This is a genomic window from Pseudomonas sp. 22189, assembly GCF_052045635.1.
GTDB lineage: Bacteria > Pseudomonadota > Gammaproteobacteria > Pseudomonadales > Pseudomonadaceae > Aquipseudomonas > Aquipseudomonas parakoreensis.
Genome location: NZ_JBQEPG010000010.1, coordinates 75,639 through 90,280 on the forward strand (window position 1 = coordinate 75,639; position 14,642 = coordinate 90,280).

Sequence of the window (14,642 nt, forward strand, 5' to 3'; positions counted from 1 at the left end):
TTTAAACCTTCAATCAGTGCACTACGCCAAGTTTCGTCGATACCTCGCCAGCCCCCAGCACACGGCCGTCAGCCGCCTGCAACTCCAGCTTCCTGATCGGCAGCCGCTGCTGCGCGTCAACCATCACCGAACCCGGTTCCCCCGGCGCATACAGGTGCTCGCCGCCCCACTGCGACAGCGCGACGATCACCGTCTGCAAAGCCTTGCCGCGTTCGGTCAGCACGTATTCCTTATAAGCACCGCCATCGGCGGCCGGCACGGTTTGCAGGATCCCCTGCTCCACCAGGCTCTTGAGCCGAGCGCTGAGCATGTTCTTGGCGATGTCCAGATTCTTCTGGAAATCGCTGAAGCGGCGAATGCCCTCCAGCGCATCGCGGATGATCAGCAGCGACCACCAGTCGCCGATCAAATCCAGCGAACGGGCGACCGGGCAGGCGTTGCCGTGCAGGCTTTTGCGCTTCACAGGGTGTTTCTCCATCAAAACCGGCGTGTGGTTGCATCTTACAACTGTGTTCGCGGAAAAGAACCACGCCGACAGCGCAGCACCTGCATACAAGTGGCCACGGTCGATTGCGCGGATAGTGAATCCTGCTTTTACAGCCCCTCCCCAACGCGTACTCAAGCAAGGAGTTTCCATGAGCACATTCACTACCGATGACGGCACACAGATCTATTTCAAGGACTGGGGCAGCGGCAAGCCCGTGCTGTTCAGCCATGGCTGGCCGCTGGATGCCGACATGTGGGAATACCAGATGGAATACCTGAGCAGTCGCGGCTACCGCACAATTGCCTTCGACCGCCGTGGTTTCGGCCGCTCCGATCAACCATGGACCGGCTACGACTACGACACCTTTGCCGATGACATCGCGCAACTGATCAACCACCTCGACCTGCGCGATGTCACGCTGGTCGGCTTCTCCATGGGCGGCGGTGACGTCAGCCGCTACATCGCTCGTCACGGCAGCGAGCGCGTTGCCGGGCTGGTGCTGCTCGGTGCAGTGACGCCATTGTTCGGCAAAAAAGCCGACTACCCGCAAGGTGTCGACACCTCGGTGTTCGATGGGATCAAGGCAGGTCTGCTCAAGGATCGCGCGCAATTCATCGCTGATTTCGCCGCGCCGTTCTACGGCACCAATCAGGGCCAAAAAGTCTCCGACGGCGTGCTCACGCAAACCCTGAACGTCGCCCTGCTCGCCTCGCTCAAAGGCACCGTGGATTGCGTCACCGCGTTCTCGCAAACCGACTTCCGCCCGGACATGGCGAAGATCGACGTGCCGACTCTGGTAATCCACGGTGACGGCGATCAGATCGTGCCGTTCGAAACCACCGGCAAGCAGGCCGCCGCGCAGATCAAGGGCGCCGAGCTGAAAGTCTACGCCGGCGCGCCCCATGGTTTTGCCGTGACCCACGCTCAGGCGCTGAATGAGGATCTGCTGGCCTTCCTCAACCGCTGAAAACACTGCACTGACCGGGTGCAGCCCGGTCAGCGCACGTTGCGATACAGCATCAGCCGCGCACTCTCGTGCAGGCCCCGCGTCAGCTCCACCAGGCGCTGGAATTCCTCGGGATTTTGCCCGGCGACGTTGTCTAGCGGCGTGTTCGACGCCAGGTCATGCAGAGTCGGCGAGCTGCCGTCATGCTGCATTTGCAGGAGGAAATTCTTGGTCACCCCGCCAATCACCGGAAACGTGCCCTCGCGCAGCACCAGCGGCACTACGCGCTCACCTTCCGGCGCCGGTTGCTGGACATCGCGGCCCATCGCACCATTGCTGAACGGCACGCCAGCCATCCCCGCCACCGTCGGCAGCAGATCCGTCAGCCCCACGGCTTCCTCGATGACCTTTGGCGCCAGCAGCCCCGGCGCATGAATCAGCATCGGCACATGATTGCTTTCCAGCCCCAGTTGCTCGAACGCCGGCGGCATGTGCGGGATCTGGCTGATGCGGGTGTTGTGGTCGCCGAAGAACACAAAAATCGTGTTGTCGTAATAGCCGCCGGCCTTGGCCAGCTCCATCAACTTGCCGATATTGAAATCCAGCAGGCGCACCGCGTTGTATTGCTCGACGCTACGTGACCCAGCGGCCTGCACCTGTTCCAGCGACAGGTTGCTGACCTGGAAGCCGTCGTTGTCCTTGGGAATGGTGAACGGCCGATGGTTGCCCGAGGTTTGCACGTAAGCGAAGAACGGTCGGTCCTTCGGCAAGTCGCGCAGGATGCGGTCGCTCTCCTTGAACAGATCCAGATCGGAAATGCCCCACACGTCCACCAGCGGCGAACGCCAGTCACTTTCCTGATACAGGCGCACGCCGTCGATGCTCTGTTGGATCAGCGCATTGATATTGGCCCAGCCGGCGTTACCGCCGATCATGTAGAGCTTCTGGTAATCGGTGAACGCGTTGATCAGCGTGTGCTGGCGGGTGATCAGCGGATGGCGCGTTGCGGTCTCGCGGCGAGTCACGTCGGGAACACCGGTGATGCTCGCCCACACGGTTTTCGCAGTGCCGGTGACTGGCACATAAAAGTGTTTGAAGAACCAGCTTTGGGCCGCCAATTGATCGAGGTTTGGCGTCGGGTTCAACGGATTGCCGTAGGCGCCGACAGCGCTGGTGCCCAGCGATTCGAGCATGACGAACATCACGTTTGGCGTGCCCGGCAGCCGATACGGCTGCACGGCTTGCTGCCGCTCGAAGTTGAGCGATTGCGGGTCCGGTTGATCCACGCCCAGATAGCGGGCAATCACTGGATAGTGCTCGCGCACCTGCGCCTCATCGAATTGCGCCTGCCCGGTTTTCAGCGTGTCGTAGAGGAACAGCACCGGGTTCAGACCGACCGCGGCGATCTGCGCGTTACCGGAAAAGAAGGCATCACTCCAGCGCAGCGGCACCGGGTTTTCCAGGTTGAGATTGTCGACCCGACCGAGCAGCGCCAGCAGCACCACGACCACGCTTAGCCCGGTGCCGAATGCCAGCGATGGACGCTGGATAACCTTGGGTTCGCGGGCCAGTGTCAGCCGTTCCAGCTTCAAAAGTCCATAGAAGCAGACGCCCAGCACCGCCAGCCAGCCGAGCGCGATCCACAGCACCGGATAAGTTTCCCAGACCATCTGTTGCGAGATCTGCGCGTCTTCCAGATAACGCAGCACCGTGGCGTTGATCCGCACGCCAAGATAGGCGTAATGGCCGAAATCGATGATGTACAACAGGCCGATCACGCCGAGCGCCAGCAGCCAGTAAACCCGTGCGACCCAGCGTAACCACGGCAGACGCGTGAGGTTCCAGTGCGGCACCCAGGCCAGCAGCGCCAATGGCAGGATCAGCAGCACGGCGAGGCGCAAGTCGAAACGCAAGCCGATACCGAGGGTTTCGCGCAGTGCCGGGTTATCGATGAACTCGCTGGGCGCGATCCCGGAAAACCCCAGCACAAATACCAGCCTGAGTACGGCAAACAACAAGAACGCCAAACCTGCCGCACCCACGCCGTAGCGCAGGCGTCGCGATTGCAACCAGCCCATCATTGACCTCAGTGTCGTTGGTTCAAATAGAAGATGTCGTGCTTGCCGTTGCGGCTCGCAGCAGACGCCAGACCTCGCGGATGCACAGCGCCGCAGCGGTGACCAGGCAGTAACCCAGCAGCAGCGGATCGATCAGGTAGTCCCAATAGTTTTCCGAAGCCTTGAGACGCAAGGCGAACGCCAGCGTGCCCATCGCGAGCATCGACACGGCCAGCGTGTTGCGCAGCCACAACAGCGCCAGTGCCAGCACACCGATACAGACGATCATCGGCCGTGGATTGAAGCCCCAGCGGTACGGATCGAAATACGTCAGGCCCATCGTCGCCGGGTACAACAGCGCGGCCAGCACGGTAAACAGCACCAGCACCTGCACCCGTGCCGACAATGTCTGCCGCTCGACCACACCCAGCCGAACCAGACTGGCCCAGCCGAGCAACACCAGCGTGGTAATCGCCAGATCATCGGTGACACTGCGCACGTACGCCGCTAACGGCAGATCGTTGACTGGCACAAAGCTGACCAGCGCCAGCAGTGGCAACAGCCACGGACGCCAGCGTTGCGTAAAGTGCAGCGAGCCGAGCAAGACAAAAGCGAGCAGGACGAACGTCAAATGGGCTTGCCAGAGCAACAGCATCACAGGCGCTCCTCGAGCCACGCTTCATTGAAGCTGACATGTTTGATGAAGGTGTTATTCCACGAATACACCAGGTGATAGAGCCCATCGCTGCCGCGACTGAAGTACGGATACTCGTACTCGAAATCACAGCCCTGCGGCTTGCACACCCGGTAGTCCAGATTGCTCAGAAAGCGCGCTTCCAGCGGCAGACGATGCGCCCCGCTGGAAGCACGAAAGCCTTCGCCGATGATTGCTTTGTAGGCTTCGGGGGCGAACGGCTGGCCAAGCGGATCGGGCGACTGATCGAGTTCGATCACATTGCGCCAGTTGCTCAGGTTGGCATCGGTGCCGTAGAGGCTGAGTTTGAAGCGTCCGTCCTGCAGATCATTGAGCGCCACCAGCAAACCGTTGTCGTCGGTACCCACGGCCGCCAGCGACGAATTGGGGTTGGCCGGCTCCAGCGGATACGGCTCGCTCCAGGTCTGCCCGGCGTCCTCGGTGCGGCTGGCCAGCACTCGATGATGCGTGTCGCCGGCATAACGCAGCATGGCCACAGCACGTTGTCCGTCCAGCGGCACAATGGTTGGCTGCAACGAATGCTTGCCACGGCTGATACGGAATTTGTCGATCACCGCGCCGTCTGCGCTCAGGTACAGGTACTCGGCGAATTTACCCATGAACTCGTGATATACCGGCAGGCCGATCGAACCGTCGGCATGGAATACCGGCGCAGCGCGCACCAGCGTACTGATGTTGAAGAACGGTGAAGTGATCAGCTGTCGCGGCGCCGACCAGTTGCGCCCGAAATCATCCGAGACCATCACGTTGATCGCACTGGTGGCCCAGCCGCCCACGGATACCGAGACATAAAACATCCACAACCGTTGATCCGGCGCGAGGGCGATCACCGGATTGCCCAGTTTGCGGATGTAGCGGCGGGTGCCGTCGCGGGTCGATTCGCGGGTGGCCAACACCTGCTCGGCGCCCCACTCCGCGGTGTTGGCGTCGTAACGGGCGGTACGGATCTGTACATCGGCAGCGCCCTCGCGGGAACCGGCGAACCACACCGCCATCAGGTCGCCGCCCGGCAGTGCGGTCACCGACGACGAGTGCACGAAATCATTCAATTGCGAGGAGACGAAGCGACTGCTGTACAGCGGCTCAGGTGCCTGCAGCGAGGCATCGACCGGCGGCGCCGTTACGGCAAACGGCGCCAGCACATGGGCCGGATGGCTGCGCCAGGCACCCCAGAAAATCAGGCTCACGGCCAGTCCGCCGAGGATAAGTTTCAAGCGATCGGGAAGCGCACGCATAGTGGACTCACGGCAAAAACAGGATGGAGGGCAATCGACAAAACATCCCTGTCAGCGCGGCGGATCGTCCGGCAAGCGCCGTCGGCGTCCGGTGAGCATCGACAACGGCAAGTTGTCGCGCAGCAGAAAACTTTCGAACAGCGCGGCGGCGATGTGCAGGCAGACCAGCACCAGCAAGGTGTCGGTAGCGAATTCGTGTACCTGCAACGGCCAGTCGGCACCCCACAGGGCGTCGATCTCTTCCATGGCCCAGCCGCTCACACCGGCGGTGAACATCGCCAGCAACATCGACAGCATCACCAGCGCGCCCATCGGCGAATGCCCGAGGCGATGCTCGGGACGTCCGCGAATCAGGGATCGCGCATGGGCGATCAGCCGCGTCGGCGTCGGCCAGAAATCCGCCCAGCGCGCACTGCGCGGTCCGACGAAGCCCCAAACCAGCCGCACCAGCAGCCAGCCCATGGCGTAATAGCCGAGCCAGACATGCCAGACGTCACCGGCTTCATTGAAGAAGTAGTTGGCGACGAAGACGCCCGCGATGGACAGATGAAACAGCCGCACCACGGGGTCCCACAGGCGCACGGACGCGCTCGGCATCAACCCTTGATCTCGGTTTTCACCGCTTTGCCGCTGACCGGGTCGTGGTAGATCTCGACCTTGCGCTTGTCCTTGTCGAAGCCGTAGATCTCGTAGCAGTTGCCGTCGGTAACCTTGAATTTGCTGATCTCGTAGCCCTGAGCCTTGAGCTGCTCCTGAAAGGCTTTCTGGTCTTGCCATTGCGAGCGTTCGGCGGTGGTGCATTGCGGGCCGGCGACGGCCAATGGGCTGGCAACGATGAGGGACAACAGCAGAAGTTTGCGCATGGAAACACTCTCGCTCGATGAGGAAGGCCTCACTGTGCAAAAGCAACCTTAGTCGAAGCTTAGTTGGCAACGAGTCGTTACATCTTTCCCGTCGGGTCAGCTGCCACAGCCGGCTGCACAGCGGCATGATGCCGCCGGTCAACCGCCATGTTTCCTCAAGAGAATCCGTTATGCGCCTATTGCTGGTCGAAGATGATCGCGCCCTCGGTCAAGGTATTCGCGTTGCCCTCGGCAGCGAAGGCTACACCCTCGACTGGTTGCAGGACGGGGCCAGCGCCCTGCACGCCCTGCGCAGTGAAAGCTTCGACTTGCTGCTGCTCGACCTCGGCCTGCCACGGCTCGACGGTCTGGCGCTGTTGCAACGCTTGCGTGGCGAACAACAGGACTTGCCGGTGCTGATCCTCACCGCCCGCGACGGCACCGCCGAGCGCATTGCCGGGCTGGATGCCGGCGCCGACGACTACCTGATCAAACCCTTCGACGTCGATGAATTGAAGGCGCGCATTCGCGCCCTGCTGCGCCGCAGTCAGGGCCGTGCGCAACCGGTGCTTGAGCATGCGGGCGTGTGTCTCGATCCGGTCACGCAGCAGGTCAGCTGGCGCGGCACTGACGTGGTGGTGACGCCGATGGAATATCAACTGCTGCATCAACTGATGGCTCGCCCGGGCAAGGTCGTCACCCGCGAACGCCTGTCGCGAGCGCTGTACGGCTGGCAGGACCGGGTCGAAAGCAACACCCTCGAAGTGCTGATCCACAACCTGCGCAAAAAACTCTCGAGCGAATTGATCCGCACTGTGCGCGGCGTCGGCTATGTGCTGGAGCTAAAGCCATGATTTCCATCCGTGCGCGGATTCTGGTGCCGGTACTGATTCTGGTATTGATCGGCGACCTGCTGATCAGTTGGCTGGTGCTGCGCGACAGTCACCATGAAATCGAAGAAGTCTACGATGCCCAGCTGGCACAAAGCGCGCGCCTGCTGCAAGGCGTGCTGGCCCAGCGCGCACCCGGCGACAACGACTGGAGCCGGCTCTATCAGGCCTTCGATGACGCCATGAGCCGGGTCGGCGACGGCGAGGCTGCGCACCCTTACGAAACCCGTTTGACTTTTCAGGTCTGGCGCAGCGACGGGCAATTGCTGGTGCGCTCGGCCGAAGCGCCGGAGCTTGCAGCGCCGCCCACCACCCTCGGCTCGCATGACCTGATGGAGAATGGCCGCGACTGGTGCGCGTTTCTGCTCAAGGATTCGCAGCAAGGATTGCTGATCTGGGTCGGCGAGCGCGACGACATCCGTCAGGACCTGATCGAGCGCATCGTCGGCCACACGTTATGGCCGAGCCTGATCGGCGTACCGCTGCTGGCCGCGCTGATCTGGCTGACCATCGGCTGGGGCCTGCAACCGCTGCGGGCGATGGCGCAGAGCATTCGCGGACGAGATACCGAAACCCTGAAACCGCTGCACCTCAGCCCCCTGCCGCATGATCTGGAGCCGATGCAGACCGCGCTCAATCGCCTGTTGCAGCAGATCGACAATCTGCTGGCGCGGGAGCGACGCTTCATCGCCGACGCTGCCCACGAGCTGCGCACGCCGCTGGCGATTCTGCGGATCCACGCGCAAAACGCGCAACTGGCCGCCACGCCGCAACAACGCGAAGAGGCACTGGAATATCTGGTCAGCGCAGTGGATCGGGCGACGCGCATCGCCAGTCAATTGCTGACCATGGCGCGCATCGAACCGCACCTGGCCAATCCCGACACCCGCACTGTGGAACTGACCGAACTGGTGCGCGAAGAGCTTGCCGAACTGGCACCGCTGGCCATGGAGAAGGACGTCGAACTGATCCTCGACAGCGACCACCACTGCCCGGTCGACACCGACCCGGTAGCCCTCGCCATCGCCTTGCAGAACCTGGTGACCAACGCCCTGAATTTCGCCCCGCCGGGCAGCGAGGTGCGAGTCCAGGTGCAACCGCAGGCGGGCGGCGCGGTGTACATCAGCGTCGAGGACGCCGGCCCCGGTATCAACGAGCAGGAATACGCGCGGCTGTTCGAGCGTTTCTACAGCCACGGCCACGGCAACGGCGCCGGGCTGGGGCTGGCGATCGTGCAGATGATCGTCAGCAAGATCGGCAGCACGTTGCAGCTGTACAACCGGCCGCAGGGCGGGTTGTGCGCGCAGTTGCGGATCAATGAGGAGCGCTGAGCTGACAGGTTCGAGCGTAACTCTGTGTGAAGATATCTGTGGCGAGGGAGCTTGTCGAATCGTCGCACCGTCCCGCTGGACTGCGCAGCAGGCCTTCTGCTGTTCGACAAAAGAAGGGCCGCTTCGCGACCCGGCGGGAGCAAGCTCCCTCGCCACAGAGCCTTGCGTTTATCGATCGCCTCGATGCTTTTGACAAAATTTTCATGTTTGCCCAAATAAGATCCGCAGCCTCGTTGGGGAGTAGCCTGTTTCCGAGTCCCTCGGAAGCGTTCGTATCAACATTCTCGGCAACCTGCCGTGGTACGAACACCTTTTGGTTGGTGAGACCGACGACACATCCATGCCTGAAGTCGGGCGTGTGGTTGTGTCGTTGACTCATAGCCCGACTGGAAGTGTGCCCCCGTGAATCCTGTTTCCCTCATATTCCTTGCTTTGGCCATGTCCACGGATGCGTTCGCCGCAGCCATCGGCAAAGGCTCCAGCCTGCACAAACCACGTCTGAGCGAAGCGCTGCGCACCGGCCTGATCTTCGGCGTGATCGAAGCCATCACCCCGATCATCGGCTGGCTGATCGGCCAGGCTGCCACCCGCTGGGTCGCCGAATGGGACCACTGGATCGCCTTCACCCTGCTGTTGATCCTCGGTCTGCACATGATCTATAACGGCCTGAAGCACGAAGACGAGGAACAAGAAAAACCCGGTCAGCACTCGTTCCTGATTCTGGCGGTCACCGCGTTTGCCACCAGCATTGACGCGCTCGCGGTCGGCGTCGGCCTGGCGTTTGTCGACGTGAATATCTGGGTGGCTGCAGCGGCCATCGGCGTGGCAACCATGACCATGGTGACCATTGGCGTGATGCTCGGCCGGGTGCTCGGTGCGGTCGTCGGCAAGCGTGCGGAAATGGTTGGTGGCGTGGTGCTGATGATCGTCGGCGCGACCATTCTGTATGAGCACTTGGCAGCCTGATTCAGGCCCGGCTCAGCGCCGCCAGTGTCATCGCGTTGCCCAACGCGGCGCCACTGGCGGTGTTGTCGAAGATGCACCAGACGCTGGCCCCATCAGCAGCGCAAAGCTTCATGTCCTGCGCAAGTTGCTGCAGATAAGGCATCTCATAAGCACTGTGATAAATCCGTGGCGACCCGTGCAGTCGCCAATAACGCACCCCTGTCCAGCCCTGCGCCGAACCATCGGTACTGATCCGCGACGGATCGACCATGGCCTGGGCAATCCGATACGCCTGCAGCATCGGCGCCGCCGCCACCCATGACTCATGCCGTGGCTCAAGCACCACGGCACCGGCGAAGCGTTGACGCAATGCCACGAAAAACGCCTCTGCACTTGCCGGCTCAAAGGCCAGCGACGGTGGCAGTTGCACCAGCAAACACCCCAGCCGATCGGCCAAGCCCTCGCACTGCCCGAGAAACTCGTCCAGCGCTTGATCACAGTTTTGCAGACGCAACTCATGAGTGATCTGCTTTGGCACCTTCACCGAAAAACGAAAGCCCGGCGGTACCGAATCCGCCCAGCGCGCATAGGTCTGACGCCGATGCGGCCGATAAAACGAGCTGTTGATTTCCACGCAGTCGAACAGCGCCGCATAGCGCTGCAGATGCGTGCCCTCGGCCGGAAACTGCGGCCAATACTCACGCCCCAGACTCCAGCCCGCGCAACCGATGAACATCAGAAAAGTACCTTCGCCGCTTCACGCATGAAAATCTCCACGGTCTCGTTCACAGATTTCAGGCACAACGAAATACCTGTGGGAGCTGGCTTGCCAGCGAAGGCGTCGGCACCTCCACAATCGCTGTGCCTGACACAACGCTTTCGCGGGCAAGCCCGCTCCCACAGGTTTCGGCGGTGCTCACCGACGCGGGGGGCGGGAAGCGCCTGTCGTGGTTATTTTTTTCCGGGCAGGACGCTGGCCAGCACCTGCTTGGCGGCCTGCACGATCACCCCCGCCTCGTCCGGGTCGCCCTTGAGCAAGGTCGTGGCAAATTTCTTCGCCTGTTCGAGCTTGATGTGTGGCGGCAACGGCGGCACGTTGGGGTCGGTCTTGAACTCGATCAGCACCGGCACGTCCGAGGCCAGCGCCTGCTCCCAGGCAGCGGCGACGTCCTCGTCGCGGTCGACGAAAATCCCTTTCAGGCCGATGGAAATGGCGAACAGGTGATACGGCACATCGGGAATGCTCTGCGAGGCTTCGAACTTAGGATCGCCCTCCATCACCCGCTGCTCCCAGGTGACCTGATTCAGATCCTCGTTGTTGAACACCGCGCAGATCCATTTCGGGCTGCTCCATTGGCGCCAGTATTTGGCGACGGTGATCAGCTCGGCCATGTTGTTCATCTGCATCGCACCGTCACCCACCAGCGCAATCACCGCGCGCTCGGGGTGGGCGAACTTGGCGGCGATCGCATACGGCACGGCAGCGCCCATCGAGGCCAGGCCACCGGACAGCGAACATTGCATGCCGCGGCGAATCTTCAGATCACGCGCGTACCAGTTGGCGCAGGAACCCGAGTCGCTGGTGATGATCGCCTGCTCCGGCAGGCGCGGTGACAGCTCATACACCACCCGCTGCGGATTGATCGGATCGGCTTTGGCCATCGCACGCTTTTCCAGGGTTTTCTCCCAACTGCCGCGCCAGCCCTCGATCTTTTTGCGCCACTTGTGCGAGGTCTTCTGTTCGAGCAACGGCAGCAGCGCAGCGAGGGTTTCGGCGGAGTCACCGACCAGATTGACCTCCATTGGATAACGCAGGCTGAGCATGTCTGGTTGCAAGTCAATCTGCACGCCACGCGCCTGACCTTCCTTGGGCAGAAATTCGGCATAGGGAAAACCCGAACCAATCATCAACAAGGTGTCGCACTCGCTCATCATCTTGTAGCTCGGCTCGGTGCCCAGCAGGCCGATACTGCCGGTGACCCACGGCAAATCGTCCGGCAGCGCGGCCTTGCCAAGTAACGCCTTGGCCACGCCAGCACCGAGTTTTTCCGCGATGGCGATCACTTCATCCGTCGCTTGCAACGCGCCAGCGCCGACCAGAATCGCGACTTTTTCACCGCTGTTCAAAACGTCGGCAGCGCGCTGCAGATCCGCCTCGTAGGGCAGCACTTTCGGCTTGGTGTATCCGACGCCGGAATGCGCAGTGCCGTGTGCCCGCGCCGGTGGCTCGTACGCAAGATCCTGCAAATCATTGGGCAGAATGATCGCCGTCACCCGCCGCTCGCCAACCGCCGTGCGCACGGCACGATCGAGCAGATGACGCACCTGCGACGGCGCCGACGCCTGCTGCACAAACGCCCCGGCAACATCCTTGAACATCGACACCAGGTCCAGCTCCTGCTGGTAATGACTGCCGAGCGCCGTCCGCGCCTGCTGGCCGACAATCGCCAGCACCGGTTGGTGATCCATGCGCGCGTCGTACAACCCAGTGATCAAGTGCGAAGCGCCGGGCCCCGACGTGGCGATGCACACACCCAACTCGCCCGTGAATTTGGCGTGGGCCGACGCCATGAACGCGGCCATTTCTTCGTGTCGGGCCTGAACGAATTCGATCTTGCCATTGGCTCGGGCGAGCGCGCCGAACACGCCATTGATGCCGTCTCCCGGATAACCAAAAATCCGCGTGACGCCCCATTGGCTGAGCCGCTCAACCAGAAAATCGCCCACTGTCGTCGTCATTTCGTTCCTCGCCTGTCACCGATGCATGAAGCCTGCCCGGCGAGACATCCGCCGGGCGGTACATGGGTCTGGACAGTTTGGGAGCGCGCGAAGTTTCGATTGTTTTTGCCCGACGGCATTGCCGAACCGCTCCCTGTAGGAGCTGCCGAAGGCTGCGATCTTCTGATCTGCAAAAACAACATCAAAAGATCGCAGCCTTCGGCAGCTCCTGCACGGGGATCATCAACGATGCGGATGCACCGTCATCGCCACCAGTTTGATCACGATCGGCCGCACCACGAGGATGCACAAAAACGCCACCGGCATCGCCAGCTTGTAGGCGTGCAGCGCATTACTCAGGTAGTCGTTATCAATCCCGGAGTTGGCGGCGGTGATCACCAGCGACATCAGGAACGCCATGATCGTCGCCATGTACAACGCAAACACGTAGGGCGTCGCTCGTGACGACAACTTGCGACGCGGCGAATACAGGGCATCGGTAGTGGTTCTTTGATTCATATGGCTTTTCCATCCATTGACAGGGAGCCGGTACCTTAGCAAAGCCCCCAGCCCTCAACTAGACGGCCTGCCACAGGTACTTTATAAAGCACAACTTACGAATCAAACCCACACGGCGGGACATGGATGAATCTGTTGGCGGCGATTGCCAGTTTTATCAAAGTGGTTGAGGCCGGCTCGATCGTCGGCGCCGCCAAGGCTCTGGGCGTCAGTGCGGCAGCGGTCAGCCAGACCCTCAATCGCCTGGAAACACACCTCGGCATGCGCCTGCTGCAGCGCACCACCCGCCGCATGGCCCTCACTGAAAATGGCGCGCTGTATTACGAGAAAGTCAAACGCATCGCGGCGGATCTGGAGTCGGCGCAAAGCGCGATCATCGGCGACGAAGGCGAACTGCAAGGCCGGTTGAGCATTGCCTCCACCAGCGCCTTCGGTCGCCACGTATTGGCGCCGTTACTCGCCAGTTTCGCCGCACTGCATCCGCGCCTGCTGGTCGAGCTGTCGACCAGCAACGGCAAAATCAACCACATCCAGAACGGAATCGACCTGAGCCTGCGGATCAAACCACAACTGGAAGACGGCATCGTCGCACGCCGAGTCGTTTCCCTGCCTTTCATCTTCTGCGCCGCACCCGCCTACCTTGCACGCGCCGGCGTGCCGCAATCACCGCAAGACCTGCAACACCACGCCTGCCTGGCGTTCCGTTACCCGTTAGATGGGCGTTTTCTGCGCTGGGGTTTCATCCGCGACGACCAGCACTACGACGCCCCGATCAACGCCACCGCCATCAGCGACGACATCGACGCCCTGGCGCAAATGGCAGTCAACGGCGCAGGTGTCACGCGCCTGGCCGAATTCGTCGCTGCGCCCTATCTCGAGAGCGGTCAACTGGTGCAACTGTTTGAAGATCTTCCGGGTGAAACCCACGGGTATGTCGAACCGATGGACATCTATGCGTGCGTGCAGGAACGAGCAGCGATGACGCCGAAGGTCAGAGCCTTCATGGATTATTTGACTGAGCACTTGAATAGACGCTGGGCGCTGGAAAATGCTTTTGGCCACATCGTCTCGCACACCCGCTGAAAAGGATTTGCAGTGAACACACCACGTTATGCAAAAGGCTCAGGGCAGCCACCGGTACATCTGGCGTCGATCAACTCGTCCGACTCGACTACGGGCGATCTGGTCTTCGCCGGCTCTGCTGCCGGAGAACGCACAATGCCCTTCACCTCACATGCCGAGCTGGTGCGCTTGCTCAACGAACTGATGCTTGCGCGTGTACCTTTCGCTGTCGGAGGCATGTGCCCCGGCCCCGCGGATGAGGCGGAGTTACTGATCGCCAACGCAGAGCTTGCGGGCCCGTACCTAGAGCTTTCCTGGACTGGCCCGCAGCAGTGGGTTGTACGCCAGATTTCCAACAGCTGCGACCAATGGCAGTTGGAATCTGACGCCAGCAGGATTGCCAACACATCATTCGATCCGGAGTCGCTAAAAGCCTCTTCCCGAACCTTGCGAGGCAGTTGCCTTTGCGGTGCCGTCAGATACCAGATCAACTCAAATCCAAAAGCGGTTTCTCACTGCCACTGCACGCAGTGTCGCAAAAGCCATGGAGCCGCATTTGCCAGCTATGGCAGCGTGCTGCGTAAAGACCTTGAATTGTTGGAGGGCACCGAAGACATCAAGTCTTATCCCTCCTCTGAAGCAGTGTTGCGCCAATTCTGCTCTCACTGCGGCGCTTCGTTGTTCTGGTCACGCATTCAAGGCGAGTTCTCGGAGTGGATCTCAATAGCACTGGGAACACTGGATACCGCTTTCACCCCCGGTAAACAGCAGCATGTCGAGGTGACATCCAAAGCGTCATGGTATGAAATTCAAGATCACTGGCCACATCGCGAGCGTTGAACCGTTGATCACAGGCCTACTTTTCCCAGCACTGATGGTAAACAGCGGCGACAGA

15 protein-coding genes and 1 riboswitch are annotated in these 14,642 nt (G+C 61.3%); of the genes, 6 read left to right on the plus strand and 9 right to left on the minus strand.

The annotated features are described in order from the left end of the window. Positions 1-13 precede the first annotated feature (13 nt). A complete protein-coding gene (locus ACTJKS_RS12705) occupies positions 14-463 on the minus strand; it encodes a winged helix-turn-helix transcriptional regulator (RefSeq protein ID WP_198760063.1) in 450 nt (149 codons plus the stop codon). Positions 464-635: 172 nt separating this feature from the next. Between ACTJKS_RS12705 and ACTJKS_RS12710 the strand changes: the two genes are divergently transcribed. Continuing rightward, positions 636-1,454 carry an alpha/beta fold hydrolase gene (locus ACTJKS_RS12710; RefSeq protein ID WP_108182444.1) on the plus strand — a complete coding sequence of 273 codons (819 nt, stop codon included), beginning with the start codon at positions 636-638 and terminating at the stop codon, positions 1,452-1,454. Positions 1,455-1,483: 29 nt separating this feature from the next. Here the strand turns inward: ACTJKS_RS12710 and ACTJKS_RS12715 are convergent, their stop codons facing one another. Genes ACTJKS_RS12715 through ACTJKS_RS12735 form a run of 5 tightly spaced genes read right to left on the minus strand, consistent with a single transcriptional unit; the run spans position 1,484 to position 6,303 of the window. Beyond that, positions 1,484-3,511, minus strand: coding sequence for an LTA synthase family protein (locus tag ACTJKS_RS12715; RefSeq protein ID WP_262948835.1), 2,028 nt, complete (start codon positions 3,509-3,511; stop codon positions 1,484-1,486). Positions 3,512-3,533: 22 nt separating this feature from the next. After that, positions 3,534-4,145, minus strand: coding sequence for a hypothetical protein (locus ACTJKS_RS12720; protein ID WP_262948833.1), 612 nt, complete (start codon positions 4,143-4,145; stop codon positions 3,534-3,536). Continuing rightward, complete coding sequence (locus ACTJKS_RS12725; RefSeq protein WP_262948832.1) at positions 4,145-5,440, minus strand: sialidase family protein; 1,296 nt, start codon at positions 5,438-5,440, stop codon at positions 4,145-4,147. The genes ACTJKS_RS12720 and ACTJKS_RS12725 overlap by 1 nt, the downstream gene beginning before the upstream one ends. A 51-nt stretch (positions 5,441-5,491) precedes the next feature. After that, positions 5,492-6,037, minus strand: coding sequence for a cytochrome b/b6 domain-containing protein (locus ACTJKS_RS12730; RefSeq protein ID WP_262948830.1), 546 nt, complete (start codon positions 6,035-6,037; stop codon positions 5,492-5,494). Continuing rightward, positions 6,037-6,303: a PepSY domain-containing protein gene (locus ACTJKS_RS12735; protein WP_007960465.1), complete on the minus strand. Its 267-nt coding sequence runs from the start codon at positions 6,301-6,303 to the stop codon at positions 6,037-6,039. The genes ACTJKS_RS12730 and ACTJKS_RS12735 overlap by 1 nt, the downstream gene beginning before the upstream one ends. Positions 6,304-6,473: 170 nt before the next feature. Between ACTJKS_RS12735 and ACTJKS_RS12740 the strand changes: the two genes are divergently transcribed. The 3 genes from ACTJKS_RS12740 to mntP all read left to right on the plus strand — a co-directional run bounded on the left by ACTJKS_RS12740 (position 6,474) and on the right by mntP (position 9,469). Beyond that, positions 6,474-7,136 carry a response regulator gene (locus tag ACTJKS_RS12740; protein ID WP_108182439.1) on the plus strand — a complete coding sequence of 221 codons (663 nt, stop codon included), beginning with the start codon at positions 6,474-6,476 and terminating at the stop codon, positions 7,134-7,136. Continuing rightward, positions 7,133-8,503, plus strand: coding sequence for an ATP-binding protein (locus ACTJKS_RS12745; RefSeq protein WP_262948827.1), 1,371 nt, complete (start codon positions 7,133-7,135; stop codon positions 8,501-8,503). The genes ACTJKS_RS12740 and ACTJKS_RS12745 overlap by 4 nt, the downstream gene beginning before the upstream one ends. A 222-nt stretch (positions 8,504-8,725) precedes the next feature. Beyond that, positions 8,726-8,897, plus strand: a riboswitch (yybP-ykoY riboswitch). 8 nt (positions 8,898-8,905) lie between these two features. Continuing rightward, positions 8,906-9,469: a manganese efflux pump MntP gene (mntP, locus tag ACTJKS_RS12750; protein ID WP_108182437.1), complete on the plus strand. Its 564-nt coding sequence runs from the start codon at positions 8,906-8,908 to the stop codon at positions 9,467-9,469. Between the two features lies 1 nt (position 9,470). Here mntP and ACTJKS_RS12755 read toward each other — a convergent pair whose 3' ends face one another. The 3 genes from ACTJKS_RS12755 to ACTJKS_RS12765 form a co-directional block, all read right to left on the minus strand. Next, on the minus strand, positions 9,471-10,184 hold the full coding sequence (locus ACTJKS_RS12755) for a DUF72 domain-containing protein (protein WP_262948825.1): 714 nt from the start codon (positions 10,182-10,184) through the stop codon (positions 9,471-9,473). Between the two features lie 215 nt (positions 10,185-10,399). After that, on the minus strand, positions 10,400-12,187 hold the full coding sequence (locus tag ACTJKS_RS12760) for a thiamine pyrophosphate-requiring protein (RefSeq protein WP_262948823.1): 1,788 nt from the start codon (positions 12,185-12,187) through the stop codon (positions 10,400-10,402). 222 nt (positions 12,188-12,409) lie between these two features. Beyond that, the gene (locus tag ACTJKS_RS12765; protein WP_108182434.1) at positions 12,410-12,685 is read right to left on the minus strand and encodes a DUF2798 domain-containing protein; all 276 of its coding nucleotides are present in this window, start codon (positions 12,683-12,685) and stop codon (positions 12,410-12,412) included. Positions 12,686-12,811: 126 nt separating this feature from the next. On the opposite strand from ACTJKS_RS12765, the gene ACTJKS_RS12770 reads away from it, so the two are divergent. Together ACTJKS_RS12770 and ACTJKS_RS12775 are read left to right on the plus strand one after the other, a co-directional pair. Further along, a complete protein-coding gene (locus ACTJKS_RS12770) occupies positions 12,812-13,768 on the plus strand; it encodes a LysR family transcriptional regulator (protein ID WP_262948822.1) in 957 nt (318 codons plus the stop codon). Positions 13,769-14,143: 375 nt separating this feature from the next. After that, the gene (locus tag ACTJKS_RS12775; protein WP_411157865.1) at positions 14,144-14,587 is read left to right on the plus strand and encodes a GFA family protein; all 444 of its coding nucleotides are present in this window, start codon (positions 14,144-14,146) and stop codon (positions 14,585-14,587) included. Positions 14,588-14,642 lie beyond the last annotated feature (55 nt).